This is a genomic window from Serratia sp. CY44782 (assembly GCF_052168715.1).
Classification (GTDB): Bacteria; Pseudomonadota; Gammaproteobacteria; order Enterobacterales; family Enterobacteriaceae; genus Serratia; species Serratia nevei.
The window spans coordinates 26245-49952 of sequence record NZ_JBJNME010000008.1 but is presented as its reverse complement, the minus strand read 5'-3'; the positions used below and the strand labels follow the sequence as shown (position 1 = coordinate 49952).

General features: G+C 59.1%; 25 protein-coding genes. 12 read left to right on the top strand and 13 right to left on the bottom strand.

Features of this window, described 5'->3' with window-relative positions; genetic code table 11:
• Positions 1 to 11: 11 nt before the first annotated feature.
• Positions 12 to 1250 carry a hypothetical protein gene (locus tag ACJ8HT_RS16190; RefSeq protein WP_197653580.1) on the bottom strand — a complete coding sequence of 413 codons (1239 nt, stop codon included), beginning with the start codon at positions 1248 to 1250 and terminating at the stop codon, positions 12 to 14.
• Between the two features lie 336 nt (positions 1251 to 1586).
• Here ACJ8HT_RS16190 and ACJ8HT_RS16185 point away from each other — a divergent pair, with 336 nt between their 5' ends.
• Positions 1587 to 3209 (top strand): methyl-accepting chemotaxis protein, encoded by a 1623-nt coding sequence (locus ACJ8HT_RS16185; RefSeq protein WP_442520133.1) that lies wholly within the window; start codon positions 1587 to 1589, stop codon positions 3207 to 3209.
• Between the two features lie 155 nt (positions 3210 to 3364).
• On the opposite strand, the gene osmB is transcribed toward ACJ8HT_RS16185, so the two are convergent.
• Positions 3365 to 3577, bottom strand: a complete 213-nt coding sequence (osmB, locus tag ACJ8HT_RS16180) for an osmotically-inducible lipoprotein OsmB (protein WP_004940700.1) — start codon at positions 3575 to 3577, stop codon at positions 3365 to 3367.
• Between the two features lie 231 nt (positions 3578 to 3808).
• Here osmB and ACJ8HT_RS16175 point away from each other — a divergent pair, with 231 nt between their 5' ends.
• The 3 genes from ACJ8HT_RS16175 (at position 3809) to ACJ8HT_RS16165 (ending at position 5134) form a co-directional block, all read left to right on the top strand.
• Positions 3809 to 4204: a DUF427 domain-containing protein gene (locus tag ACJ8HT_RS16175; protein WP_174134785.1), complete on the top strand. Its 396-nt coding sequence runs from the start codon at positions 3809 to 3811 to the stop codon at positions 4202 to 4204.
• Between the two features lie 131 nt (positions 4205 to 4335).
• Positions 4336 to 4806 (top strand): Rrf2 family transcriptional regulator, encoded by a 471-nt coding sequence (locus ACJ8HT_RS16170; RefSeq protein WP_048321542.1) that lies wholly within the window; start codon positions 4336 to 4338, stop codon positions 4804 to 4806.
• A 193-nt stretch (positions 4807 to 4999) separates the two neighbouring features.
• On the top strand, positions 5000 to 5134 hold the full coding sequence (locus ACJ8HT_RS16165; RefSeq protein ID WP_033643027.1) for an AcrZ family multidrug efflux pump-associated protein: 135 nt from the start codon (positions 5000 to 5002) through the stop codon (positions 5132 to 5134).
• 49 nt (positions 5135 to 5183) lie between these two features.
• Here the strand turns inward: ACJ8HT_RS16165 and ACJ8HT_RS16160 are convergent, their stop codons facing one another.
• A complete protein-coding gene (locus ACJ8HT_RS16160) occupies positions 5184 to 6062 on the bottom strand; it encodes an alpha/beta hydrolase (protein ID WP_197653581.1) in 879 nt (292 codons plus the stop codon).
• 148 nt (positions 6063 to 6210) lie between these two features.
• Between ACJ8HT_RS16160 and ACJ8HT_RS16155 the strand changes: the two genes are divergently transcribed.
• From ACJ8HT_RS16155 to ACJ8HT_RS16145, 3 genes are all read left to right on the top strand, one after another.
• A complete protein-coding gene (locus tag ACJ8HT_RS16155) occupies positions 6211 to 6960 on the top strand; it encodes a DeoR/GlpR family DNA-binding transcription regulator (protein WP_197653582.1) in 750 nt (249 codons plus the stop codon).
• Between the two features lie 12 nt (positions 6961 to 6972).
• Positions 6973 to 8040 carry an oxidoreductase gene (locus tag ACJ8HT_RS16150; RefSeq protein WP_197653583.1) on the top strand — a complete coding sequence of 356 codons (1068 nt, stop codon included), beginning with the start codon at positions 6973 to 6975 and terminating at the stop codon, positions 8038 to 8040.
• Between the two features lie 113 nt (positions 8041 to 8153).
• Entirely contained in the window at positions 8154 to 9548 is a 1395-nt protein-coding gene (locus tag ACJ8HT_RS16145) for an MFS transporter (RefSeq protein WP_197653584.1), read from the top strand.
• On the opposite strand, the gene ACJ8HT_RS16140 is transcribed toward ACJ8HT_RS16145, so the two are convergent.
• From ACJ8HT_RS16140 to ACJ8HT_RS16115, 6 genes are all read right to left on the bottom strand, one after another.
• Positions 9533 to 10072 carry a dihydrofolate reductase family protein gene (locus tag ACJ8HT_RS16140; protein WP_197653585.1) on the bottom strand — a complete coding sequence of 180 codons (540 nt, stop codon included), beginning with the start codon at positions 10070 to 10072 and terminating at the stop codon, positions 9533 to 9535. The genes ACJ8HT_RS16145 and ACJ8HT_RS16140 overlap by 16 nt on opposite strands.
• Positions 10072 to 10473, bottom strand: a complete 402-nt coding sequence (locus tag ACJ8HT_RS16135; protein WP_194571105.1) for a VOC family protein — start codon at positions 10471 to 10473, stop codon at positions 10072 to 10074. Before ACJ8HT_RS16135 ends, ACJ8HT_RS16140 begins: the two co-directional genes overlap by 1 nt.
• A gap of 145 nt (positions 10474 to 10618) precedes the next feature.
• Positions 10619 to 10813: a ribbon-helix-helix domain-containing protein gene (locus ACJ8HT_RS16130; protein WP_038872997.1), complete on the bottom strand. Its 195-nt coding sequence runs from the start codon at positions 10811 to 10813 to the stop codon at positions 10619 to 10621.
• 79 nt (positions 10814 to 10892) lie between these two features.
• Entirely contained in the window at positions 10893 to 11681 is a 789-nt protein-coding gene (locus ACJ8HT_RS16125) for a spermidine synthase (RefSeq protein WP_197653586.1), read from the bottom strand.
• 30 nt (positions 11682 to 11711) lie between these two features.
• Positions 11712 to 12167, bottom strand: a complete 456-nt coding sequence (gene fabZ / locus ACJ8HT_RS16120; protein WP_194571109.1) for a 3-hydroxyacyl-ACP dehydratase FabZ — start codon at positions 12165 to 12167, stop codon at positions 11712 to 11714.
• A 188-nt stretch (positions 12168 to 12355) separates the two neighbouring features.
• Positions 12356 to 12850 carry a TIGR00645 family protein gene (locus ACJ8HT_RS16115; protein WP_025302805.1) on the bottom strand — a complete coding sequence of 165 codons (495 nt, stop codon included), beginning with the start codon at positions 12848 to 12850 and terminating at the stop codon, positions 12356 to 12358.
• A gap of 215 nt (positions 12851 to 13065) precedes the next feature.
• Between ACJ8HT_RS16115 and ACJ8HT_RS16110 the strand changes: the two genes are divergently transcribed.
• Positions 13066 to 13728 carry a CPBP family intramembrane glutamic endopeptidase gene (locus ACJ8HT_RS16110; protein ID WP_195873432.1) on the top strand — a complete coding sequence of 221 codons (663 nt, stop codon included), beginning with the start codon at positions 13066 to 13068 and terminating at the stop codon, positions 13726 to 13728.
• A 22-nt stretch (positions 13729 to 13750) separates the two neighbouring features.
• On the opposite strand, the gene ACJ8HT_RS16105 is transcribed toward ACJ8HT_RS16110, so the two are convergent.
• Both ACJ8HT_RS16105 and ACJ8HT_RS16100 read right to left on the bottom strand, forming a co-directional pair.
• The gene (locus ACJ8HT_RS16105) at positions 13751 to 14044 is read right to left on the bottom strand and encodes a SelT/SelW/SelH family protein (RefSeq protein ID WP_025159743.1); all 294 of its coding nucleotides are present in this window, start codon (positions 14042 to 14044) and stop codon (positions 13751 to 13753) included.
• Positions 14045 to 14285: 241 nt separating this feature from the next.
• Positions 14286 to 15524, bottom strand: a complete 1239-nt coding sequence (locus ACJ8HT_RS16100) for an NAD(P)/FAD-dependent oxidoreductase (RefSeq protein WP_197819216.1) — start codon at positions 15522 to 15524, stop codon at positions 14286 to 14288.
• A gap of 191 nt (positions 15525 to 15715) precedes the next feature.
• On the opposite strand from ACJ8HT_RS16100, the gene ACJ8HT_RS16095 reads away from it, so the two are divergent.
• The 3 genes from ACJ8HT_RS16095 (at position 15716) to adhP (ending at position 19021) form a co-directional block, all read left to right on the top strand.
• Positions 15716 to 16501, top strand: a complete 786-nt coding sequence (locus tag ACJ8HT_RS16095) for a sulfite exporter TauE/SafE family protein (protein ID WP_341534844.1) — start codon at positions 15716 to 15718, stop codon at positions 16499 to 16501.
• 17 nt (positions 16502 to 16518) lie between these two features.
• Positions 16519 to 17808, top strand: a complete 1290-nt coding sequence (blh, locus tag ACJ8HT_RS16090) for a bifunctional sulfur transferase/dioxygenase Blh (RefSeq protein WP_197653565.1) — start codon at positions 16519 to 16521, stop codon at positions 17806 to 17808.
• 196 nt (positions 17809 to 18004) lie between these two features.
• Positions 18005 to 19021 (top strand): alcohol dehydrogenase AdhP, encoded by a 1017-nt coding sequence (gene adhP, locus ACJ8HT_RS16085; protein WP_004928541.1) that lies wholly within the window; start codon positions 18005 to 18007, stop codon positions 19019 to 19021.
• Between the two features lie 67 nt (positions 19022 to 19088).
• On the opposite strand, the gene exaC is transcribed toward adhP, so the two are convergent.
• A complete protein-coding gene (gene exaC, locus ACJ8HT_RS16080; RefSeq protein ID WP_195873433.1) occupies positions 19089 to 20609 on the bottom strand; it encodes an acetaldehyde dehydrogenase ExaC in 1521 nt (506 codons plus the stop codon).
• Positions 20610 to 20885: 276 nt separating this feature from the next.
• On the opposite strand from exaC, the gene ACJ8HT_RS16075 reads away from it, so the two are divergent.
• Complete coding sequence (locus tag ACJ8HT_RS16075) at positions 20886 to 22661, top strand: sigma-54-dependent Fis family transcriptional regulator (protein WP_197653564.1); 1776 nt, start codon at positions 20886 to 20888, stop codon at positions 22659 to 22661.
• A gap of 37 nt (positions 22662 to 22698) precedes the next feature.
• Here ACJ8HT_RS16075 and ACJ8HT_RS16070 read toward each other — a convergent pair whose 3' ends face one another.
• Positions 22699 to 23697 carry a colicin-like pore-forming protein gene (locus ACJ8HT_RS16070; protein ID WP_197653563.1) on the bottom strand — a complete coding sequence of 333 codons (999 nt, stop codon included), beginning with the start codon at positions 23695 to 23697 and terminating at the stop codon, positions 22699 to 22701.
• Between the last annotated feature and the right edge of the window lie 11 nt (positions 23698 to 23708).

Sequence of the window (23708 nt, the reverse complement as noted above, 5' to 3'; positions counted from 1 at the left end):
TCCCGCCGCGCTTAGAAGTAGTAACCGATGTTCACGTTGGTGCGAAAATACCATTTATTGCTGCCGGAGGACTGGGTGCCGGTCCAGCCGGTGGCGTTTTCTACGCCGCCCCACGGGTTGGCGTTCTGAGCCCAGGTCAGATCCACCCACAGCATCACCGGCATGGCGAACACTTGTACCCCCAGCGTGTTCATTTTAGAGTCGGAGCCGCTGTGCCTGTCCTTCCAGAGCACGCTGTAATCGTTATAGAACCGCAGCTTTTTCACCGGCCCCCAGGGCACGTCGACGTCGCGCGCCAGGTTAATGGCGGCGGTGGTGGCCTGCGACGGGATCAGATAGGCCGGCGTCAGGCCGTTGCCCCCCATCAGGATCACCGAATTGTTGGCTCCGGCCGGGCCTTTGGCATCGTAACCGTAGCGGATTACCTGGCCGGACAGATGCCAGGGATCGTAATTCACCAGCGTATGTAAGCCTGCCGCCCAGAAGCTGCCGTTATCGCCGGTCGCCTGGTTGTAGAGCCGCGAGGCCGCCAGCGAACCGCCGAGCTCATTGTCCCAGCCGCCCTGATGGAAAGCGCGCGTCAGCCGCAGGTTTACCTGATCGCGTTTTTCGTTGCGCTGCAGGTGCTGTGACGCATAGTTGGTGTTTTTCAGATCGTCGTAGCTGGCGACGTCGGGGGCGTAACGCACGCCGGTCGGCATCATGCGCGGGTAGTAGGCGGCGTCGAAGGCCCAATCGTCATGCTGGTATTGGTATTTGGCGCCCAGCCCGGTGTTGACGCCAAAGCCGAGGTAAAACGGAATGCCGTACGACCAGCCGAACTGCGGGTAGGGCATCAGGCCGAACGGTTTGAACGGCGCGCCGAGCTGCACGGCGGAGCGCTCAGACAGGTGGTAGCCGACATAGGCGCGGTCGATGGCGTATTTGCGCCGATCCTGAAACCAGAATCCGCTATCGAAAAACGCGTCGTTTACCTGGCCGGCGGCATCGATGCGAAAGGCGTCAAAGCGTAAATGCGGAGGATTCCGATAATTGCTGCTGTGCCAGTCTTCATAGCGATAATTGGCGCGTAGTGCGCCGCCGATATCAATATTCTTTTTATTATCCTCGCTTTGCCAATGAATATGCGGAAATGCCGGGCGGCTTTTTTTTACCGGCGCCGCGGTGGCGGCAACGTCGTTGGGCAATGCGGTGGCGGTTACATAACTCACTGTTGAAACAAGGAAAAAACAAAGCGTAATCTTGCGCATGCCAAGCCCCTGAAGAAAGTAGACTGTTTATTAAGGCGAGCGAGTTTCACCTGTGAACAAGTTGTTTACGCTCATCGGTTTTATATTTGAGACGGTTTTATCGAGCATTTCATATATTAAATTTAGCGCTGGTTAATATATGAAACTTTGTTTATTTTTTAATGGGAAAACTATAAATCCGGTATTAAACAAGTCAAGAAATAAAAATGAGAGTTGATGAGCAATACCGATTATTGGGTTGTCTTGGTCGGCGGGGGCGGCACACAGCAGGCTGAAATATTAGTGTCATCAATGCCCGTTAGACTCGCGGCATCCTGGTATTACTGACTAAAAATCATGAACATAAAACTGACACTGGGCCGCAGGGTAAAATCTGCGGCGGCGCTGCCGCGCGCGTTTGGCTTCGGCAAGAGCATGGGCTTATTAAGCGGCGTAATTTGCGTTATCGCGCTATTTTCTCTGCTGCAACTGTTTTCCACCGTATTTATTTCCAATATTCTGCGCGACGCCAAGGTTAACCTGGTGGCGGGCGACGGCTTGCATCGCCAGCAGGCGACGATGGATCGCGCCAGGCTGTCGCTGCTGACGGCCAGCGACAGTCTGAACCGTGCGGGCATCTATTACCTGCAGGACAAAGCCACCGGCTCCGACGGCAGTTGGCACAGCCTGCTGGATGAGTCGTTGGCGGCGCTGCAGGCTTCAGAGCAGGCCTTCGCCCAGTACGAGCGCTTGAGCGCGGAGGCGCCCGAGGCGGCGGGCGCGCTGAAAGACAGCTACCGCCTGTTTTATGACGGTCTGAAAGAGCAGGCGCAAGGGTTGCAGGGCAGCAGCATCGATGCGTTTTTCGCCGTGCCGATCCAGGCATTTCAGGCGGATTTCAACGAAAAGTATCTCGCTTACCAGACGCTGAACGAGCGGCGTGGCGATGACGTCAACGTGCGGCAATTGGCGGCGCTGGAGCAGGCCAAGACCTTTGCGCTCGGCGCGCTGGCCGCACTGGCGCTGATCGCCGTGGGGGTGTGGGTCGGCGTCTCTCGCTGGGTGATCGCACCGCTGCGGCGGGCAATCGCACACCTCAACGTGCTGGCCGCCGGCGATCTTTCACGGCCGCTGCCGCCTGAGCGGGCATTCAACCGCGAGATGCACCAGCTGCAGACCAGCATTGGCCACATGCAGGGCGGTCTGCAGCGGCTGGTCAGCGAGGTGCGTGATGCGGCGAGTGGGATCCTGAACGGCGTCGGGCGGCTGGCGGACGGCAATCGACAGTTGACGGCGCAGTCGGCGAAGCAGAACGGTGAATTGCAGTTGGCGACCGAGCACGTGCAGCAGCTGGCGGCTCGGGTGGAGGAAAACGGCCAATATGCGCAGCAGGCCAGCCAACGAACCGAACAGGCCCGGCAGTGCGCCGGCGCCGGTGAGCAGATGATGGAAACCGTCAATGTTTCGATGCAAGGGATCGTCAACCAATCGGCCGAAATGCGCGGCATTGTCGCGCTGATCGACAGCGTGGCGTTCCAGACCAATATTTTGGCGCTGAATGCGGCAATCGAGGCGGCGCACGCCGGCGTTCATGGCCGCGGCTTTGCCATCGTGGCCAAAGAGGTGGGGCTGCTGGCGCAAAAAAGCAGCCATTCGACGCGCGATATTCAGCAGTTGATCAACCGTTCGCTGCGGCAAATCGATCAAGGTTCGCAGGCGGTGGATCTGCTGACGGGCAACCTGCGCCAGATTATCGATCTGGTGAACAAATGCAGTGCGCTGATGGGGGACATTTCCCTGGCGTCGCTCAATCAGGGGGAGAGCATTCAGGACGTGACGGCGCGCATCTCGGCGCTGAATCAGGTGGCGCGGCAAACCGGCACGGTGGTGAACGCGGTGACCGAGGCTTCGCAGCTGTTGCAGGGCGAGTCGGAACGGTTAGAAAAAGCGATGGCGCGTTTCAGGTTGCCGGCGCAATAAATACTTCCGATGCAGGTTAATGAATAATAAAGCTGCGCTTAACGTTATTTATTATATTCGCGCCCTGATAAAGTTCAGCGGTTAAATAAAAGTGCAGGCCGACGCTTATGGATTAAAAAATCATCGGCCTGCAGAGATTATTTTTGACGGGATGATTAACGGCTGGTCTGGTGGCCGATAATGCCGCCGAGCGCTGCGCCGCCAAGGGTGCCCAGCGTGCTGCCGTCGGTCAGCACCGCGCCGCCGACGGCGCCCACGCCCGCGCCGATCGCCGTGTTGCGATCGCGATTGGACATATGCCCACATGCGGTAACGGAAAGCGTTGCCATCACCACCACCAATACACCTGCGGCACGTTTAATATTCATAATGAGTTCCTGGTAAATTGACTGATTAATGGATTAAAAATAATCCGATTAACCTGCCGGTAGAAGTTGGGATGAATGTATTCCTCCGTAAGAAAATCGAACAGGTAAAAATTCTTAATTTTGCGGCGGTGAAAAGCGATTGCTCGCCGAATGTGCGGCCGTCGGTAAAATCGCGGGTCTATACTGGAAAGACGCCTCGCGGGGTGCGGGGCGCATACTCTGGAGGCCGCCATGTCCGATCTCGTTTCCGCATCCGGCAAACCGGTGAAAATCCCCGGCCCGGACCACCCAATCACCTTGACCCGCCATCCGGCGCGGGTTGTCGTGCGTGCAGCCGGTCAGACCCTGGCCGACAGCCGCAACGTGCTCATCCTGCAGGAAGCCACCTATCCGCCGGTGTTTTACTTTCCGCGTGAGGATGTGAATCGGGCGCTGTTGCAGAAAAACGAGCACGTCAGCTACTGCCCTTATAAGGGCGACTGCAGTTATTTCTCCCTTGTGCTTAACGGCGAGCAGGGGGCCAATGTGGCCTGGAGCTATGAAATGCCCTACAACGCCGTGGTGGCAATCAAGGATCATCTGGCATTTTATCCCGATAAAGTGGCGGAGATCCGCACCGAAGCGTGAGCCGCCGCCGCCATCAGGCGGGGGCAGGTTGACATTCTCATTGTCCCTACTCATTATGTGTATTACCGGAAATTGATACGCTTTCCTTATGTTTTAATCCGACATAAACGAAACTCTGAGCAGGTGCCAAGGTGTCTACCTCTACGCGATTTGCCGTTGCCATCCACATTCTGACCAACATCACGCTGTGTCGCGGCCAGACGGTGCGTTCCGAAGATATCGCGCGCAGCGTCAACACCAACCCGACGGTGGTGCGGCGCATCCTCGGCGCGCTGGCGGAGGCCGGGCTGACCTATTCACAGATGGGGCAAGGCGGCGGGGCGCTGCTGGCGCGGCCGGCGGAAGCGATCTCGCTGCTGGACGTGTATCGCGCGGTAGAGGATCAACCGTATTTCATGCTGCACCGTACCCGGCCTAACGATGCGTGCTATATCGGCCACGCGATTACCCCGGTGCTGGAGCAAGAGTTCGCGCGCGTCGGTCACGCGCTGGAAGCCAGCCTGGCGCAAACCAGCATCGCCGAAATGGCCGGGCAGGTCGAGCGGCGCGCAGGCTATCCTTTTGTCCCTTGTTCACCGCAATATCAAGCGGATACGCAATAAAAGCCCACGCCAATTCCCGCTACGCGCAGAGCATTTTTTGCATTGCTTTAATGTAATTGTGTAAGTTACATTAGCTCGCATCAAGTGTGATGTAGCTCACGTTTTAGACTGCCTCCCCACGATACTCAACCGATTGGCCGGAAACCTTTTCTTCCGGCGCAGATTCGCTGTGCTTATAAACCAGGAGAGAACGATGTTAGAAATGATTGAAAGCTTGGCCACCGTGGTGGTCCTGGTGCCGGTAATGGTAGCCGTCTTGCTCGGCGCGATTTACGGCCTGGGTGAAGTGTTCAACGTCTTTTCCGCTATCGGCCGCAAAAACGGCTGATGGCACGCAGGGGGCGCTCAGCCCCCGGCTCTTTTATCTCCTTTCCTCTCTAAGATTGCGCTGTGGCGTCAATCATCGCCATCACCTGCCGAAACATCGCGCTTTCCGCATCGGCCAGCTCGTTGACCAACGTAAAGTGATTGCAGTGGCGATCGGCCAGCAGTTGGACGTCGAGGCCGCACGCCAGGCAGGCGTCATAATAGGCCTGCGTCTGGTTTTTAAACCCTTGTGTTTCCCGCTGGCCGACGTCGAGCAATATCTGCGGCGCATGTTCCTTCGCCGGCAGTAAAAATAGCGGGCTAAGGGTTTGCGCCTGCTCGGGCGTCAGGTGTAGCCAGTCGTTGATATAGATATCGCACAGCGGGCGCAGATCGTAGAGGCCGCTCAGCGCCAACGCGCCTTTGATCGCGTTGGGCGGCAGGCGATAGCGTGGTTGCCAGCCGTCGGCGATCAGCATGCCGCACAGGTGGCCGCCGGCCGAACTGCCGCTGACGAAAATGCGTGCCGGATCGATGCCGAAAGGCGCCCCGTGATGATAAAGCCAGGCGACGGCGCTGCGCACCTCGTGCACGATCTCCGCCAGCGTCGCTTCCGGCGCCAGCGTGTATTCCAGCGTGGCGACTGCCACGCCGCGGCGGGCAAACGCGGCGGCCATCGAACAGGCTTCCTCTTTGCGCTGCGAATGCCAGTAGCCGCCATGAATAAAGATCAGCAGCGGGGCGGGCTGCGTGCAGGCCGGGAACAGATCGAGGCGCTCTGCGGCGCTCATGCCGTAGCGCAGATCGTAAATGCCCGGCGTCTGCGCCTTGGCGCGCTGGGCCAGCACGGCGTATTCCGCCATGCAGGCGTCAAAATCTTCCACCGAAGCGCGGGCGTTGTATTGCACGGCGCGCGCGCTCAGGTCTTCAAACGTCAGATCGATGCTCATCACTTCTCCGGATTGTTATGCGTTATGCCTTCATCATCGTCGTGCAGGCGAAAAGATGTTTGATCTCCGGTGCGCATCATTGCGGCTTCTCCGATGCTGTTTTCTGCTGTATATTGCTGTTTTATGCTTTTTATTGCGGAATAAACCCATGCACAAAGCGGCACGACAGCGCCATTTACTGGATTTGCTCAGCGAACGCGGGCAGGCGGCGGTGGCGGAACTGGCCTCCGCCATCGGCGTTTCCGTCGATACCGTGCGCCGCGATCTGGCCGATCTCGAGCGGCAAGGGTTGGCGCAGAAACATCACGGCGGGGCGATCGCACTCGAACCCTCCGACATGCCGCGCCAGGCGCGTGCGGCGCTGTTGCCGCAGGTCAAGCAGCGGCTCGGCCGCGCGGTGGCCGCGCAGATCCCACCCGGCAGCACCCTGATGCTGGATGCGGGCAGTACGTTGCTGGCGGTGGCGCAGGCGCTGCGTGGGCCGGCCACGGTGATCACCGCTTCGCTGGATATCGCGCAGTGCCTGAGCGACAGGCCGGAGATCAACCTGATTCTGCTTGGCGGCCAATGGGATGCGCGCCAGCGGCTGTTTGCCGGCGGCGCCACCCTGGCGTTGCTGGCGCGCTACCGTGCGGGCATCGCCTTGCTGGGCGCCTGTGCGGTGCATGCGCAGCTGGGGCTGAGCGCCGGCGAGGAGGCCGATGCCGAGGTCAAACGCGCCATGCTGGCCAACAGCGGCGAGTGCTGGCTGGTGGCCGACCATATGAAGCTGGATCGCTGCGAACCGCATCACGTTGCGGATCTGGCGCAGATCCAACGGCTGTTTACCGATCGCCCGTGGGACAACCTGGACGAACAATCACTGATTGAACTTTGTGTCGTCGCCGACGACCGCTAGAGGAGAACACTGATGAACGATACCGCACGACCGTTGCAGGTGGCCCTGATTGGCTACGGCTTTGTCGGCAAGGCGTTTCACGCGCCGCTGATTAACGCGGTGCCGGGGCTGGAACTGAGCGTGGTGGCTTCGCGCGATGCCGCCAAGGTGCATGCCGATCTGCCGCATGCGCAGGTGATCGCCGATCCGCTGGAGGCCATCAGTCGGCCGGAGGTGGATTTGGTGGTGATCGCGTCGCCGAACGACACCCATGCGCCGCTGGCGCTGGCCGCGCTGGAAGCGGGCAAGCACGTGGTGGTGGATAAGCCCTTTACGCTGGATTTGGCGCAGGCGCGCACGCTGATTGCGGCGGCGGAAAAACACGATCGCCTGCTGTCGGTGTTCCAGAACCGCCGCTGGGACAGCGACTACCTGGGCGTGAAGCAGGTGATCGAACAGGGGCTGATCGGCAAGGTAACGCACTTTGAGTCGCACATCGATCGCTACCGCCCTGAAGTGCGGGTGCGCTGGCGCGAACAGAACCTGCCGGGCAGCGGGCTGTGGTTCGATCTGGGGCCGCACATGGTCGATCAGGCGCTGCAGCTGTTCGGTTTGCCGCACAGCGTGCAGGCCAACATCGCCACGCTGCGCCCCAACGCGCAGGTTAACGATTGGGCCCACGTGGTGCTCAACTACTCGACGCACCGCGTGATCCTGCACGGCAGCATGCTGGTGGCGGGGGGCGTGGCGCGCTTTACCGTGCACGGCGAGAAAGGCAGCGTAGTCAAAGCGCGCGCCGACGGACAGGAGAGCCAACTGCTGGCCGGCGTAACGCCGGGCTCGGCGGAGTGGGGCAAAGACGACGACGCGATGAGCCTGTTTATCGGCACGGAGCCGGTGCGCACGCTGCCGACGCCGGATGGCGATCAGCGTCAGTATTACGTCCAGGTGCGCGACGCGCTGCGCAGCGCCGGCAGCAATCCGGTTACCGCCCCGCAGGCGCTGGCGGTGATGGCAGTGCTGGAGGCGGCCACCCTGGCGGCGGAAACCGGTGTGACTCAGCCGTTGCCGCTCACCGAGGCGGAGATCGCCGCCTGGTAACGGCCCGCGTCAGATAAGGCGTCAGACGCATGGATACAGTGCACGCCGTGCGTCTTCCGCCATCCCAACCCCTGGCATAGGCTAACCCTCAGTCTATGTCAGGAGTGTTTATCATGTTATCCCATCCTTCGCCGCAGGGCGTCCGCGGCATATTGGCCGCACTGTCTCTGAGCATGCTGCTGTCATCGCTCGGCATCAGCATCGCCAACGTCGGGCTGCCGGCGCTCGCCACCGCGTTCCATGCTTCGTTCCAGGCGGTACAGTGGGTATTGCTCTGTTATTTGCTGGCCGTCACCACCTGCATCATCGGCATCGGCCGCTTGGGCGACAGCCTTAATCGCCGCCGCCTGTTGTTGGCGGGTATCGCGCTGTTTACTGCCGCTTCGCTGGCTTGTGCGCTGGCCCCGCAGCTTTGGCTGCTGCTGGCGGCGCGCCTGGCGCAGGGGCTGGGGGGCGCGGTCATGATGTCGATCGCCATGGCGCTGGCGGGTGAAGCGCTGGGCACGGAAAAAATCGCCCGCGCGATGGGGCTGCTCGGTACCATGTCGGCAGTGGGCACCGCGTTGGGGCCGTCGTTGGGCGGCGCGCTGATCGCCGGTTTCGGCTGGCGGGCGATGTTTCTGATCAACCTGCCGCTGGGCCTGTTGGCGCTGTGGCTCGCCTGGCGATACTTGCCGGAGGGGACACGCCCGGCAGCGCGCCAGGAACCGTTCGATCGCGCCGGTACGCTGCTGCTGGGCGGCACATTGCTCTGCTATTCGCTGGCGATGACCTTGGGGCGCGGCAATTTCGGCGCGCTCAACCTGGCGTTGATGCTGGGGGCCCTGTTGGCGGGGGCGCTGTTCATCGGCGTGGAGCGCCGCGCTGCATCGCCGCTGTTGGCGCCGACGATGTTCCGCCATCCGGCCCTGACGGCGGGGCTGGCGGCCAGCGCGCTGGTGATGACGGTCATGACCGCCACGCTGGTCGTCGGGCCGTTCTATCTGTCACGCGCGCTGGGGTTAAGCGCTGCGCAGGTCGGGCTGGTGATGTCGGCGGGACCGGCGGTGGCTATCCTAACCGGCATTCCGGCCGGTTATCTGGTGGATCGTTTTGGATCGCAGCTCATCGCCCAGTTTGGGCTGGCGGCGGTGGCCGCCGGTGCGGCGTTGCTGTCGCTGTTTAGCCGCGCCGGCGTGCTCGGCTATGTGGCACCCATCGCGCTGCTGACCGCCGGCTATGCGTTGTTTCAGGTGGCCAACAACACCATGCTGATGAAGGATCTGTTTCCTGAACGGCGCGGTTTGATCGCCGGAATGGTGAACCTGGCGCGCAATCTCGGGGCGATCACCGGCGCCTCGGCGATGGGGGCGCTGTTTTATCTGACCTCGCAGCGGGTGGCGGGAACCGCCGCCGCCGCGGCTTACGGGATGCAGGTGACTTACGGCGTGGCGGCGCTGTTGGCGCTGGCGGCGTTGCTCATCGCCTTCGGCGGCCGCCGGCTGATGCTGCGTTACGACGCGCGCTGAACCGCGTAGCGTTCTTGCACGAAACCGTTGTCCGATTGGGTGGCGGCGAGCAGGCGCAGCCGTTGTTCCGGGCCATCGGCGCCGAACAAGGGAATGCCGCCGCCCAACAGCAGCGGCACGCGCGTGATAGTCAGCTCGTCGATCAACCCGGCCTGCAGGAAGCGCTGGACGGTCTGGCCGCCGTCGATATACAGGTGACGGCAGCCTTGATCGGCCAACTGCGCCACGATGGCCGCCGGTTCGCCAGTCATCCAGCGAACGTGCCCGGTATCTTGTTGTGCTGGCGGCTGCGTCGACAGCACCACCACCGGCAGTTCGCCATAGGGCCACTCGGGAAAGGCGCGGACTTTCTCATAGGTATGGCGCCCCATCACCAGCGCGTCGATGTCGGCGATAAACGCCTCATAGCTTAGCCCGTTGAGCAATGAAACCGCGTACTCGGGCCGCAGCAGCCAGTCGATGTCGCCGTCCGCTCCGGCAATGAAACCGTCCACGCTGGTGGCGATGTAAACCGAGCATTTCATCAGGCGAGATCTCCCCGGTAAACCACATGCACCTTGTTGCCGTCGGGGTCGCGCAGGTAAGCGCCGAAATAGCCTTTGCCGTAGTGTGCGCGTTCGCCGGGTTCGCCTTCGCTGCTGCCGCCCGCCAGCAGGCCGGCGGCGTAGGCGCGTTTGACCTCCAGCTCATCGGCGGCGAGAAAGGCCAGCATGCTGCCGTTGCCGGCGCTGGCAGGCTGTCTGTCGAAGGGTTGGTAGGCATAGAAACGCGGCAGCGCTTGCCCCGGCATCACCCAGCAGCGGGCGGCGGGGCCGCCGTCCGGCGTCACTTCCCGCCGCTGTAATCCCAGCGGCAAAAGAATGGCGTCGTAGAATGCGGCGGCGGCGTCCAGATCGCTGACGCCGACGGTAATATGGCTGAACATGGCGCTTCCTTTCCGAAGAGAGAGTATGAACGCTTAGAACAGTAGCAGCGATGCTGCAGAATAGACAGGCCGCAACGGAGGATTCGGATTAGGGACGCGCGCAGGGGTATAGCGCGCTTCACGGGGTTATGGGGCAGGCCGCCGCTCAGTTGCTTTCGACGCGCGGATTGGCGTGAGTCGGCTGGCTGGGATAGTCCACCTGATGCTTGTGCAGGTAATCGCGGATTAGCTGGCGCACTACCTGGGAAGGCGTGACGTCCTGCTGCAGGCACAGGTCTTCCAGGGCTTTTTTCTTGTCCGGGTCAATCAGCACCGTTAGCCGCGCCGTTTTCTTTTCCATCAGGATCCTCCAGAGAATGATAACTGAATGATAATACCACGTGGGCGAAGCGGCCAGCCAGACCGCGTCGCCTCCGCCTTTAGCGGAAATGCAGCCGCTCTATTTTGCGCGACAGATAGCCGAGCTCGCAGTTGAACAGCTCGCCGCTGCCGGCGGCCAGGTTGCGCAGCGCGCTCAGCGGCACCGCCACCTGCGCCGGCGTGGCGTAAATGATCACGTTGCCACTGGGGGCGATGCAAAACAGCACGGTGCCGAATATCCGATGCAGGCTGTGGTACAGCAAGCTGTTTTCGTCTGGCAGGTCGTGGTAATTCAGCACCAACCAGCCCCCGTCGTTAAGGCGCGCGGCACAGTTTTCCAGGAAAGTCTGGGTTCCTTGCTGCGGATCCATGGCAAACGCCGAATAGAGATCGGAAAAGATCAGGTCGTAGCGCGTTTCGGCGGGCGGACGCACGAAGTCCATGGCGTCGGCGGTGCGCAGGCTGATGGTGTCGGTGGCCGGCAGCGTAAAATAACGGCGTGCGACGGCGATCACCGCGGCGCGCAGCTCGACCACGTCCAGGCGCATCGCCGGATCGAGGGCGTGCAGCGCACGCAGCAGGCTGCCGCCGCCTAATCCCAGGATCAACGCCGACGTCGGCGGCTGCCAGGCCACCGCCATCAGCATCGCTTTGATGTAGTTGTGGATCGGCTGCGCGGGGTTGCTGAGGCTCATTTTGCTCTGCTCGCAGATGCCGTCAAACCGCAGCGTGCGGTAGTCCTTGTGATCGGAAACGATGATTTCGCCCCAGGCGTCGGCTTCGCGGGCGATCACCTGGCCGCGCGGAGAGAAATCGAGGGTTCTGAGTAAGCTGTCAACCAGAGACATGGTATTCGCAGGGCTCCTTTGGCAAGCGGCCTATTTACGGGCGCACATGAAATCGGCGGTGCAAATGCGTTGGCCGTCGATGCTGGCACGGCCGGTAAAGCGGGCGATCGCCCCGCGCCGGCGCACAAAGGCGACCTCCATCAGCACCTGATCGCCGGGGCGGGCGGCGCGATAAAACCGCGCCCGCTGGATGGCGGCGAAATAGTAATGTTCCCCTTCGTTCAGCGCCCCGAGATAGTAATGGGCTAGCAGACCGGTGCTTTGCGCCAGCGCTTCTACCAACAGCACGCCGGGAAAACCGGCGAAGTGGGCGTGGCCGCTCCAGAACGTCGGCTCATTGGCGGTGATGTTCTTGATGGCGGTCAGCCGCCCTTCGGCAATGCAGGTGCCGGCGGGCAGCACGCGATCGACCAACAGGCAGGGATAGCGATGAGGCAAAATCGCCTGAATATCGTTGAATTGCAGGGGATGACCATTCAATGGCATGGGGGCGCGTGATCCTGTCTGCGGCGAAACCGGTGCGATGGCCGGCGTTCAGTCCATAGTGAGTATAATAACATTATAATAAAATTATCATCAGATGTGCCAGATGAAAGACATGATGGCGGAGAAACCGGTGAAAAACGGGGGAAGAGGGAGGCACCCGATCGTGGCGATCGGGTGTGCAGCGGACTTTAGTGCTTGGAACGGGTGACCTTGTCCAGATAGCCCATCACGAAAGCGGACAGCACGAAGGTGAGATGGATGATCACATACCACATCAGCTTATTGTCCGGCACGTTCTTGGCGTCCATAAACACCCGCAGCAGGTGAATGGAGGAGATAGCGACGATAGAGGCGGCGACTTTGTTTTTCAGCGAGGTGGCGTCCATTTTGCCCAGCCAGCTCAGCTTTTCTTTCCCTTCGGTGATATCCAGCTGCGAGACGAAGTTTTCATACCCGGAGAACATCACCATCACCAACAGCCCGCCCACTAGCGCCATGTCGACCAGCGACAGCAGAGTCAGGATCAGGTCGGCTTCAGCAACAGAAAAAATGTTGGGCAGGACGTGCAGGATCTCCTGGAAAAATTTGATCGACAGGGCGACCAGGGCCAGTGAAAGGCCGAAATAAACCGGCGCGAGCAGCCAGCGGGAGGCGTACATCGCGTTTTCGAGCAAGCGTTCAATCATAAAATTTTATTAAATACGTGGCTAAAAGAGCGCTCAGTATAACGCAGGAGACCCGGGCGAAATCAACCGCTTGCCAATGGGTTGGAGAAATTTACGAATGGACGTTCGCGTCGAACGGGTTCATGACAATGATATCGCATGGGGATAAACTGCCGCGGTCTCTTGCCTTGCTACCGTTTCGTCAATCGCTGCTCAAAACTAAGGATGGTTATATGGTCGATAATGCGTTTATCGCGAGAACGCGAGCCGTTAATGGCTGCTTTTCCATGTTTTTGCTGATGTTCCTGATTACATTTATTCCGTTGTTCATTGAGAACAGAACCGCCTTGATGCGACAAGGGCTATTGCTACCGTTGCTGTACGGAATGGAATTTTTCGCTATCTTTTCGTTATACCTGCTCTTTTTCCGCCGTAGAGAAGGATTGGGCAAAGGCGAGGTTAAGCGCAACGATTTTGCGCTGCTGCTGTTCGCGCTGTTGGTGATTCAGTTTATTTTCCCGCGTTTGATGGGCGTGGAAAAAACGGAAACCTGGGTGATGGAGCAGGTGGCATTGCCCAGCGAGATTTTGGCGCTCAATGCCGCTTTGTTGGTTTTCGTCGTCCCCGTCTATGAAGAGATCGTATTTCGCGGCTGTTTGTTTAACGCACTGATGTATTGGTTTAACGATAAGGTGCTTTGGGCTGCGTTAACGGTGTCTGTCATCTTTGCCGTTTTGCATACCCAGTACACCGATTGGCGCACATTGGCAGCCCTGGTGCTCATCTCGCTGGTGTTAACGGCCGCCAGAGTGAGATCCAAAGGGATCTATTTGCCCATTGGGCTGCATATGACCATGAATGGCGTCGTGATGGCGGCCAGCTATGCGTTAAATTGAAGCTGTGCTTGCCGCCGGATGTTCAGTGCCTGGCTTTCTTCCCGTCGCTGTGGCCGAGAGAACGCTCGGGGAAGCTGTGATCGCGCAGCCGCTGCTTCAGCTGCGCCGCATCGGGGAAGCCGCCGTCAATTTTGCGATCCCAAATCATCACGCCATCGACGCTGATTTGATAGACCCCGCCGGTGCCCGGCATCAGCGTGACGGAGGCGAGATCGTCGCCAAAGGTATTGAGCAGCTCTTGCGCCATCCAGCCGGCGCGCAGCAGCCAGTTGCATTGTGAACAGTAGTGGATCGTCACTGCGGGGGCATTTTTCATCGATGATCGACCGGTAGTGGTAACGGCTCGCAATCAGCCTGATGGACCTGCAAGCGATGGTGGCTGTGTCTCGCCCAATAGTCAAGCGTCTGCTGCGGCCAGAGCGGCAAGGGGGCCGAGTGTGCGTCACGGCCGTTTGCTGCCGGCAAACCATTCAACCCCACGCAGCATGCCCGCCCAATAAAACCGGGGTAAAAACCAGGCTTTCAGCCACCAGGCCAGACGGCTGGGCTGGGTTGCGTCACGGCCGTTTGCTGCCGGCAAACCATTCAACCCCACGCAGCATGCCCGCCCAATAAAACCGGGGTAAAAACCAGGCTTTCAGCCACCAGGCCAGACGGCTGGGCTGGGTTGCGTCGAGCAGAGGAAACGTGGGCAGTAACTTACCGTCATAGCCAAACTCCGCCAGCACAACTTTGCCTTTCTCGACCGTCAACGGACAGGAACCATAGCCATCATAATGGGCCGTGAGAGGCGCGCCATGAATCAGCGCCGCGACGTTTTCCGCCACCACCACCACCTGTTTTCGGGCTGCCGCCAGGGTTTTGGCGTTTGGCGTTGAGCAACAGTCGCCTACCGCAAAAATATCCGGCCAATGCTTATGCTGCAGCGTTAATTTATCCACATCGCACCAGCCGGCTCCCTCAGCGAGCCCGCTTTGCGAAATAAATGCGGGGGCCGACTGGGGCGGCACCACGTGGAGCATATCGAAGGGCAGGGTTAACTCGCGTTTTCCCTCTTCATTTGTCTCTACTGCAAATGTTGCTTGCCGATTCGGACCATCAACACGAATTAAATGATGATTGAAATTGACCTTTGCACGGTATTTTTGCAAATACTCGCTCAGCGGAGGGACAAATTGCGGAATGCCGAAAACTGCCGTGCCCGCAAGGCAGAAATTGACGTTAATATTATTCAGGATGCCTTGGCGGCGCCAGTGGTCGCATGAAAGATACAGGGCTTTTTGCGGTGCGCCGGCGCATTTTATGGGTAGCGCCGGTTGAGAAAATATCGCCTGGCCGCCTTTCATTTCTCGGACCAGTTTCCAGGTGTATTCGGCAAGATCAAAGCGATAATTAGAGGTGACGCCGTTTAATCCCAGGGTATCTTCAAGGCCCTCTATTTTATCCCAGCGTAAAACGAGGCCGCACGCAACAATAAGAAAGTCATAGTTTATTTTCTGCCCTTGGCGAGTCTCGATGTATTTTTGGCTGGGCTCAACCCTGACAACGCTATCCTGTACCCATGCGGTTCCTGCGGGCAGGACAGCGCGCAGGGAACGCCGTGTTTTATTGATATCAAAGAGCCCGCCGCCCACCAGGGTCCATGCCGGTTGATAATAATGACAGTCGTTAGGTTCCACGACCGTTATATCGATGTCTTTAATTCGCTTCCTTATGCTTGCCGCGATACCTATTCCGGATGAGCCGCCGCCAATAACAACGACGCTTTTCTGGGTATTTATTTTTTCTGGTTTCATGCAGGCCTCCTTTCATAAGAAAGTAGGGGGTTGCTGGCCAGATTAAAAGCGAATTTATAGAACTTGTGGTTATATAAAAAATCATATATTCCATTTTGCTATATGTAATAACAAATAGAAATAAGTTATTTGACATTGCCGGTGAACTGATCGTTAATAAATGGCATGAGCATCATTAAGGGATTAGTGCAGTGGATTTTTTCCATTTCAGTTTTTATATCGTGATGCTGTTAGTGGTCACCGGGGGAATTGTGGGATTCCTCCTGGCCCTGACCGGCGGCGGCGGGTCAATCGTCTGCGTGCCGTTATTGCTGTATATGGTGAAAGTGCCGGATACGCATTTGATTATAGGAACCAGCGCCATGTCCGTGGCCATTAACGCGCTGATCAACCTGGCCGCACATGCCACCAAAGGCAACGTCAGGTGGCAGACCGGGCTTGTCGTTTCGCTGGTCGCCGTCATGGGCGCTCTGGCGGGTTCTCAGATGGGAAAAATCACGGACGGGCACTACTTAACCCTGCCTTTCTCCTTGCTGATGCTGGTTGTCGCCGGGTTGACGCTGAAAAGAAATCATCCTGCCGGCACCCCCTTGCCGTCCCCCCATGCTGCCGTTCATCCCGCCATCGTTTGGCCCAGCGTCCTGGCCCTGGGCGGGCTGGCGGGCTTTCTGGGCATTGGCGGCGGATTTTTGGTTGTGCCGGCGCTGGTTTGGTTTTTCCGCTTCTCAATGGTTGAAGCGGTGGCAACCTCACTGGTGGTCGTGGCGGCCATGGGGATGTCGACCAGCGCCAGCTACGCCATGTCCGGAAAGGTCTCGATCGCCATTACGTGCTGGCTCATCGTCGGTGGCGTTCTGGGGGGCGTGGTGGGGGTGGCGCTCGCCGAGCGCCTGAAGAAACGCGAAGACATTATCAATGTGCTCTATGCCGTCATGCTCTTGGCGCTGGCCCTGTATATGTTATTTAAAAGCCTATGAAATGGAAGGAAAAAAACATGCGCATCCGCACTTACCACCCTCAGCTCTCCTTTTCGGGCGCGCCTGAAGCGAGTGATTTCAAGGTGCTGTCTCAACAGGGCTATCGCCTTATCGTCAACAATCGGCCGGACGAAGAGCCGGGGGAGTATCTTGATCATCAGCAAGAGAAAGCGTTGGCTGAACAAGGGGGGATGCGTTACGTCTATCTCCCTTACACGTTCGATACGCTGACCTGGGAGATCGTTTACACCTTCCAGTTTCTGCTGCGGCAAGGCAAGAAAACCCTGGCGCACTGCAGAAGCGGGGCTCGATCTGCCTGCCTTTCCCTGCTGTATGCGCTGCGCGAAGGTCAGATAGATGAAGCGCTGTTTCGCCGCCAATGCGACGAATACGGCGCGGACGCCGATAAGGCGCTCAGCTGGTATGGCAAGCATCGGTCCGTGCGGGCCACGGCAGAAGTTCACGCGTTTTATGAGCCGGAAAGCGGCAGCCTGCAGTATGTGGTTGCCGATCCCGAGGCGCGCCGCTGTGCGATTATCGATCCGGTGCTGGATTTTGACCGCCGATCGGGCACGATCTCGCATCAACAGGCCAACGAGATTCTGAATTTTATCCATCAACGGGGGTGGGGAGTGGCTTGGGTGCTGGATACGCACCCGCACGCCGATCATTTTTCGGCTGCCACCTGGCTGGCGCAGAAAACCGGCGCCTTCACCGGTATCGGTGAAAAAATTACCGCCGTTCAGGGGCTGTGGGAAGAGATCTATAATTTAAAAGACCTGCCTGCGGCCAAGACCGTCTGGGATGTGTTGTTCGCGGACGGGGACGTCTTTTTTATCGGCAACCTGCGCGCTGAAGTGTTGCTGTCTCCCGGGCACACGCTGGCTTCCGTCACTTACCACATTGCGGATGCGGCGTTTATCCACGATACGTTCTTCATGCCGGACAGCGGCACCGCAAGGGCTGACTTTCCAGGCGGCAATGCGGAGGCCTTGTGGGACTCATTGCAGCGGATCCTGAGTCTGCCGGCGGATACCCGCCTGTTCACCGGCCATGATTACCGCCCGGCGGGGCGAGAGGCCCGTTGGGAAAGCACAGTGAGAGAGCAGCGCGAGAACAACCCCTGGGTAGTCAACATGGATAAATCCCGGTTCGTTGCGCAAAGAAAACAGCGGGACGCCACGCTGCCGCACCCGGAACTCATGCTGATGGCGCTGCAGGTCAATATTCGCGGCGGCGTTTTGCCTGACTGTGAAGACGATGGGCAACACTATCTGAAAATCCCCGTGAATCGATTTAAGGGTTGAATCAGGTGATGGCGGCGCCAGCGAACAGGCAAATCATTCGCCTGGGATCGCGCCGTCTGTTAATTGTTTTTTATGAAATAATCATGCTGATTCATATTTAATTATTTGTTTTTACACAAAACACGCGGCGCTTGCCCTCACCGAATACAGTCACTACATTAACAACTGTACTTCCCATTCTGCTAAGGAAAACACCATGAAAGCTGCCGTAGTGACGAAAAACCATACCGTAGACATTCAGGATAAAGTGCTGCGCCCGCTGAAGCACGGCGAGGCGGCGTTGAAAATGGAGTGTTGCGGGGTATGCCACACCGATTTGCACGTGAAAAACGGCGATTTCGGCGAGGTGCCAGGCATTACGTTGGGGCATGAAGGTATCGGCGTGGTCTCCGCCGTCGGTGAGGGCGTCACCTCGTTAAAAGTGGGTGACCGCGCCAGCGTCGCCTGGTTTTACCAAGGGTGCGGCCATTGCGAATACTGCGTCAGCGGCAACGAAACCTTGTGCCGCTCGGTGAAAAACGCCGGCTACAGCGTCGACGGTGGCATGGCGGAAGAGTGCATCGTGGTGGCGGACTACGCGGTGAAAGTGCCGGACGGGCTCGATTCTTTCGCCGCCAGCAGCATCACCTGCGCCGGCGTCACCACCTACAAGGCGGTGAAGATTTCCGATATCAAGCCGGGGCAGTGGATCGCCATCTACGGCTTGGGCGGGCTGGGCAACCTGGCGCTGCAATATGCCAAGAACGTGTTTAACGCCAAGGTGATCGCCATCGACGTTAACGACGGCCAGCTGGAGTTCGCCAAACAGATCGGCGCCGATCTGACCATCAACTCCAAAACGCAAAACGCGGAGGAGATCATTCAACAGCAAACCGGCGGCGCTCACGCGGCGGTGGTGACGGCGGTGGCGAAAGCGGCCTTCAACTCGGCGGTGAATGCGGTGCGCGCCGGCGGTAAAGTGGTGGCCGTGGGGCTGCCGCCGGAGAGCATGGATCTAAGTATTCCGCGTCTGGTGCTGGACGGCATACAGGTGGTGGGTTCGCTGGTGGGCACGCGCGAAGATCTGAAAGAAGCGTTCCAGTTCGCCGCCGAAGGAAAAGTGACGCCGAAAGTGACCAAACGGCCGCTGGGCGATATCAACGCTATCTTCGACGAGATGAAGGCGGGCACCATTCGCGGTCGCATGGTGATCGATCTCGGTATGGCGAAATAAATCACGCCATCAACCATGTAAAATAAGAAGGCCACCTGCGGGTGGCCTTCTTGTTGTTACGCCCGGCTCAGAACAGGCCCAACGGTTTAGCGTCGTAGCTGACCAGCAGGTTTTTCACCTGCTGATAGTGCGACAGCGCCGCCTTGTGGGTTTCGCGCCCGATGCCGGAGTTCTTGTAGCCGCCGAACGCGGCGTGCGCCGGGTATAGGTGGTAGCAGTTGGTCCACACGCGGCCCGCCTTGATGGCTCGGCCCATGCGGTAGGCGCGGTTGATGTCGCGGGTCCACAGCCCGGCGCCCAGCCCGAACTCGGTGTCGTTGGCCAGCGCCAGGGCTTCGGCCTCATCCTTGAAGGTGGTGACGCCAATCACCGGCCCGAAGATCTCCTCGCGGAAGAAGCGCATGCTGTTGTTGCCGGTAATCAACGTCGGCTGCAGGTAGAAACCGTTTTGCAATTCATCCCCGTGCTGCGTGCGTTTGCCGCCGGCGAGGATGTTGCCGCCTTCATTCTTGGCGATGTCGATGTAGGACAGGATCTTATCGTATTGCTCCTGCGACGCCTGCGCGCCGAGCATGGTGTCGGTGTCGAAGGGGTCGCCTTGGCGGATGGTGGCGATGCGCGCCAGCACTTTCTCCATAAACTGCGGGTAGATAGACTCTTCGATCAGCGCACGTGAAGGACAGGTGCAGACCTCACCCTGGTTGAAGAAGCCGAGCACCAGCCCCTCAACCGCCTTGTCGATGAACTCCGGTTCCGCCTGCATGATGTCGGCGAAGTAGATATTGGGCGATTTGCCGCCCAGCTCGACTGTGCTGGGGATGATGTTTTCCGCCGCGCAAGCGAGGATATGGCGGCCGACCGGTGTGGAGCCGGTGAACGCGATTTTCTCGATGCGCTTGCTGCGCGCCAGCGCTTCGCCGGCCTCGGCGCCGAAGCCTTGCACCACGTTGAGCACGCCCGGCGGCAGCAGATCGCCGATCTCTTCCATCAGCACGCTGATGCCGAGCGGGGTCTGTTCCGCCGGTTTCAGCACCACGCAGTTACCGCCCGCCAGCGCCGGCGCCAATTTCCAGGCGGCCATCAGCAGAGGGAAGTTCCACGGAATGATCTGGCCGACTACGCCCAGCGGCTCATAGATATGGTAGGCCACGGTGTTCTGGTCGATCTCCGCCGCGGTGCCTTCCTGCGCGCGCAGGCAGCCGGCGAAGTAGCGGAAATGGTCGACCGCCAGCGGCAGATCGGCATTCAGGGTTTCGCGGATCGGTTTGCCGTTGTCCCAGGTTTCGGTCAGCGCCAGCATCTCCAGCCGCGCTTCGATGCGATCGGCGATGGCCAGCAGTACGTTGGAGCGCTCCTGCACGCTGGTTTTGCCCCAGGCGTCCGCCGCCGCATGCGCCGCGTCGAGCGCCAGTTCTATGTCCTTGGCGTCGGAACGCGGGAATTCGGCGATCGGCTGGCCGGTCACCGGCGAGGTGTTGGTGAAGTAGTTGCCGGATACCGGTTCGACGAATTTACCGCCAATGTAGTTGCCATAGCGTTTGCGGAACGAAACCAGCGAGCCAGGCAAACCGGGGTGGACATATTTCATGTGAAGCACCTCTCTGCAGATGATAACCGGCGCTATTGCGCTGCGCCTGTGAGTGCGGCATACCGCCGCAGCACAGAGAAGCACGCCCCGTGCCAGATTGAAGAATGGCGGGCAAGCTTATTAAAAGTGATTATTTATTATGGAATTAGGAATTTTTGTAACTTGACTAATCGGGCGGCGGCGCCGCTGCCGGTGATTTTTTGTGTCCCGTGTCGCAACGACTGATACACATTCGTGATACATATTTGCAACACTCGCGAACGGGGGGAGAAACGCATGTTGCCTGACGACCGCTTGCCCACTGAGGGCGCCAGTTTACTGACCCGCCCGCTGGCGGAATCCTGGCAGCGCAGCCGGGGCTACGGCCTGACGCACGCCGATCAGCATATCCCGTTTATCAAAGCCGGATTGCTCGACGAGCTGCGCAGCCGCAACGATTGGGTGCCGCAACGGGTACAGCCGCTGATCGAGCAGCTGGGCGCGCAAATTACGCGTCAGCCCGCCATTGTGGTCATTGCCGACGCCGACGGGCTGGTGCTGGAAACCTGCGGCAATACCGACTTTCTGCATAAGGCATCGCGCTTTGCGCTGACGCCGGGCAACCAGTGGGGAGAAGCGGAGCGGGGCACCAACGCCATCGGCACCGCACTGGCGCTGGGCGCGTTCTGCGAAGTGCGCGGCGGTCAGCATTTCCTCAACCAAAATGCCGGATTGAACTGCACCGCCGCGCCGATCTACCGGCCGGATGGCCACATTGCCGGGATATTGGATCTCTCCGCGCCCGTGCAGCGGCCGTACCGCGATGCACAGCACCTGATCATGCAGACGGTGCGACATATCGAACACCGCTGGGTCAGAAGTGCGATCGCCGATCGTCACTGGACGCTGCGCCTGCACACCGACGCCGGTAGTCTGGGCAGCGCGCAGGAGCTGCTGCTGGTGTTTCATGACGAAGTGCTGATCGCGGCCAATCGGCTGGCGATGCTGGAGTTCCAGCTCTCATCGGCCGCATTCGGCTCGGTTGAGTTCGCCCAGCTGTTCCCCGATCTGCTGCGACAACCCTCCGGCGCACCGCACCAGACGCTGGCCGGCAATCAACGGCATTATTATTCGCTGCTCGAGGCGCCGCAGCGCCGCGTCAGCGCCCTGCGTTCTGCACCGCCGGCGGAAAGGCATGACGAACAGCATCAGAAAGCGCTGCGCATTCTCAACGCCGGCCTTTCCCTGTGCGTCACCGGTGAAACCGGCTGCGGCAAGGAGCACTTCAGCCGGCGCCTGTTTCAAGAGAGCCGCTGGCGCAACGGCAACTTCGTGGCGATCAACTGCGCGGCGCTGCCTGAGCCGCTGATCGAGTCCGAGCTGTTCGGCTATGCCCCGGGTGCGTTTACCGGCGCCAACCCGAAAGGCTATATCGGCAAGATCCGCGAGGCGGACGGCGGCGTGCTGTTCCTCGATGAAATCGGCGACATGCCGGCGGGCCTGCAGACGCGGCTGCTGCGGGTGTTACAGGAAAAAACGGTCACGCCGCTCGGCAGCCGCAGCGCTTATCCGGTCGAATTCGCGCTGGTCTGCGCCACGCACCACGATCTGCCACGGCAGGTACAGGCGGGGGCGTTTCGCGAGGATTTGCTGTACCGCATACAGGAATACAGCCTGCGCATTCCGCCGCTCAGAGAGCGGGCGCAGCTGGAAGCCTTCATTTTGCAGCTGTGGCGAGAGCTGGGCGGCGAGCGGCGCGACATTCGCCTGCTGCCGGAGGCGCTGGCGATGCTGGCGCGCTACCCGTGGCCCGGCAACGTGCGGCAGCTGTTGAGTACGCTCAAGGTGCTGCTGGCGCTGGCGGACGATCATGCGGTGCTCACCCTGGACGATCTGCCGCAGTCCATTGCGGTGCTGGCACCGCGCCAGGAGAATGCCGATACCGGCCTGGAGGCACTGCAGGCAGCGATCGACGGGGCGGGCGGCAACCTGAGCCGGGCGGCGAAGGCGCTCGGCGTTTCGCGCAGCACGCTGTACCGCAAGCTGGGGAGACAGAAAACGGTAGCGGAATGAAACCAAAGAAAAAGGCGGCAATTGCCGCCTGATGTGCTTAATAAGCCGAAGGAATGAGCTCGCGATTAAGTTTATCCACCAACTTGTCGTCGATGAGCGAACTTAACAGGCTAATCGCGATGATGCCGGCAAAGGTGAGCGCTGTCAGCACTAATCCTGACAAAGAAAATAAAGAGAGAGTCGTGGCCAATATCCCTAACGCGACACCAGAAGCCAGTCCACTAATGGCCATGGATTCAACTTCAAGCAGCAGGGGCTTCCAGTCGCCCGTGGCATAACCTACCAGGCTTTTCTCCCGAATTTTCTCTACTTTCATTGCTGCATCTGCCACTTTGAAAAACTTGCCAACGTTACTCAGCTTGCTTGCCATGTCATTGGCATTAATATTTCGCCAGGCATTGAGCAACGCTTCTTTATCTGTAGGTTTAACCTTCATGTTGGGATTAGCCAGCACTTTTTCTAGTGATTTCATTGCGTCATCAAGGGTGCGTATTCTCTTGCCCTGGAAGTTTTTAATATCGCTCGCGATCTCATTTGCGAAGTCTTGATAGCGCTTGCCGAGATGCTGAGCGATTTCTTTGGCTGAGTCGGCAACGATAGCCGATGCAGATAACAAAAACTCTTTGTCTCTTTTCTCTTGGGCTTCTCGCTTTTTTTTCAACGCATCGGCGAAATTTGCTCGATTCATACCGCTAAATTGCGCGAATTTGGTCATGTGGATTTTTTTTGCAGTCTTCATATCACCGGCTCTTATCGCATCGCGCAACAATTGGTATGACTTTTCCGTTTTGATATAGGGGCAGTTTTTCTTACCACAGACCAAGCAAATGTCGTTATCCAACAGATCTTTGGTTTCTTCGGAAAGTGATGTGTCACCTGTTGGCCAGACAACCAGAGTTTCTTCCGCACCACCAATGCTGATGCCGGTAGTCGGCCATCCCCAACTTTCACCGCTCCAGACCAGACCCGCTTCAGGCGCTATGCCACCGTTGTAACGGTAGGGATCATAATTGATAGTTGAACTGTGTTTCTTCATGTTGATTCCTT

Excerpts from the sequence above, each read along its gene's own strand:
- ACJ8HT_RS16190 (WP_197653580.1), bottom strand. The coding sequence starts at position 1,250 with ATGCGCAAGATTACGCTTTGTTTTTTCCTTGTTTCAACAGTGAGTTAT.
- ACJ8HT_RS16185 (WP_442520133.1), top strand. The coding sequence starts at position 1,587 with ATGAACATAAAACTGACACTGGGCCGCAGGGTAAAATCTGCGGCGGCG.
- osmB (WP_004940700.1), bottom strand. The coding sequence starts at position 3,577 with ATGAATATTAAACGTGCCGCAGGTGTATTGGTGGTGGTGATGGCAACG.
- ACJ8HT_RS16175 (WP_174134785.1), top strand. The coding sequence starts at position 3,809 with ATGTCCGATCTCGTTTCCGCATCCGGCAAACCGGTGAAAATCCCCGGC.
- ACJ8HT_RS16165 (WP_033643027.1), top strand. The coding sequence starts at position 5,000 with ATGTTAGAAATGATTGAAAGCTTGGCCACCGTGGTGGTCCTGGTGCCG.
- ACJ8HT_RS16160 (WP_197653581.1), bottom strand. The coding sequence starts at position 6,062 with ATGAGCATCGATCTGACGTTTGAAGACCTGAGCGCGCGCGCCGTGCAA.
- ACJ8HT_RS16155 (WP_197653582.1), top strand. The coding sequence starts at position 6,211 with ATGCACAAAGCGGCACGACAGCGCCATTTACTGGATTTGCTCAGCGAA.
- ACJ8HT_RS16150 (WP_197653583.1), top strand. The coding sequence starts at position 6,973 with ATGAACGATACCGCACGACCGTTGCAGGTGGCCCTGATTGGCTACGGC.
- ACJ8HT_RS16145 (WP_197653584.1), top strand. The coding sequence starts at position 8,154 with ATGTTATCCCATCCTTCGCCGCAGGGCGTCCGCGGCATATTGGCCGCA.
- ACJ8HT_RS16140 (WP_197653585.1), bottom strand. The coding sequence starts at position 10,072 with ATGAAATGCTCGGTTTACATCGCCACCAGCGTGGACGGTTTCATTGCC.
- ACJ8HT_RS16135 (WP_194571105.1), bottom strand. The coding sequence starts at position 10,473 with ATGTTCAGCCATATTACCGTCGGCGTCAGCGATCTGGACGCCGCCGCC.
- ACJ8HT_RS16130 (WP_038872997.1), bottom strand. The coding sequence starts at position 10,813 with ATGGAAAAGAAAACGGCGCGGCTAACGGTGCTGATTGACCCGGACAAG.
- ACJ8HT_RS16125 (WP_197653586.1), bottom strand. The coding sequence starts at position 11,681 with ATGTCTCTGGTTGACAGCTTACTCAGAACCCTCGATTTCTCTCCGCGC.
- fabZ (WP_194571109.1), bottom strand. The coding sequence starts at position 12,167 with ATGCCATTGAATGGTCATCCCCTGCAATTCAACGATATTCAGGCGATT.
- ACJ8HT_RS16110 (WP_195873432.1), top strand. The coding sequence starts at position 13,066 with ATGGTCGATAATGCGTTTATCGCGAGAACGCGAGCCGTTAATGGCTGC.
- ACJ8HT_RS16105 (WP_025159743.1), bottom strand. The coding sequence starts at position 14,044 with ATGAAAAATGCCCCCGCAGTGACGATCCACTACTGTTCACAATGCAAC.
- ACJ8HT_RS16100 (WP_197819216.1), bottom strand. The coding sequence starts at position 15,524 with ATGAAACCAGAAAAAATAAATACCCAGAAAAGCGTCGTTGTTATTGGC.
- blh (WP_197653565.1), top strand. The coding sequence starts at position 16,519 with ATGCGCATCCGCACTTACCACCCTCAGCTCTCCTTTTCGGGCGCGCCT.
- adhP (WP_004928541.1), top strand. The coding sequence starts at position 18,005 with ATGAAAGCTGCCGTAGTGACGAAAAACCATACCGTAGACATTCAGGAT.
- exaC (WP_195873433.1), bottom strand. The coding sequence starts at position 20,609 with ATGAAATATGTCCACCCCGGTTTGCCTGGCTCGCTGGTTTCGTTCCGC.
- ACJ8HT_RS16075 (WP_197653564.1), top strand. The coding sequence starts at position 20,886 with ATGTTGCCTGACGACCGCTTGCCCACTGAGGGCGCCAGTTTACTGACC.
- ACJ8HT_RS16070 (WP_197653563.1), bottom strand. The coding sequence starts at position 23,697 with ATGAAGAAACACAGTTCAACTATCAATTATGATCCCTACCGTTACAAC.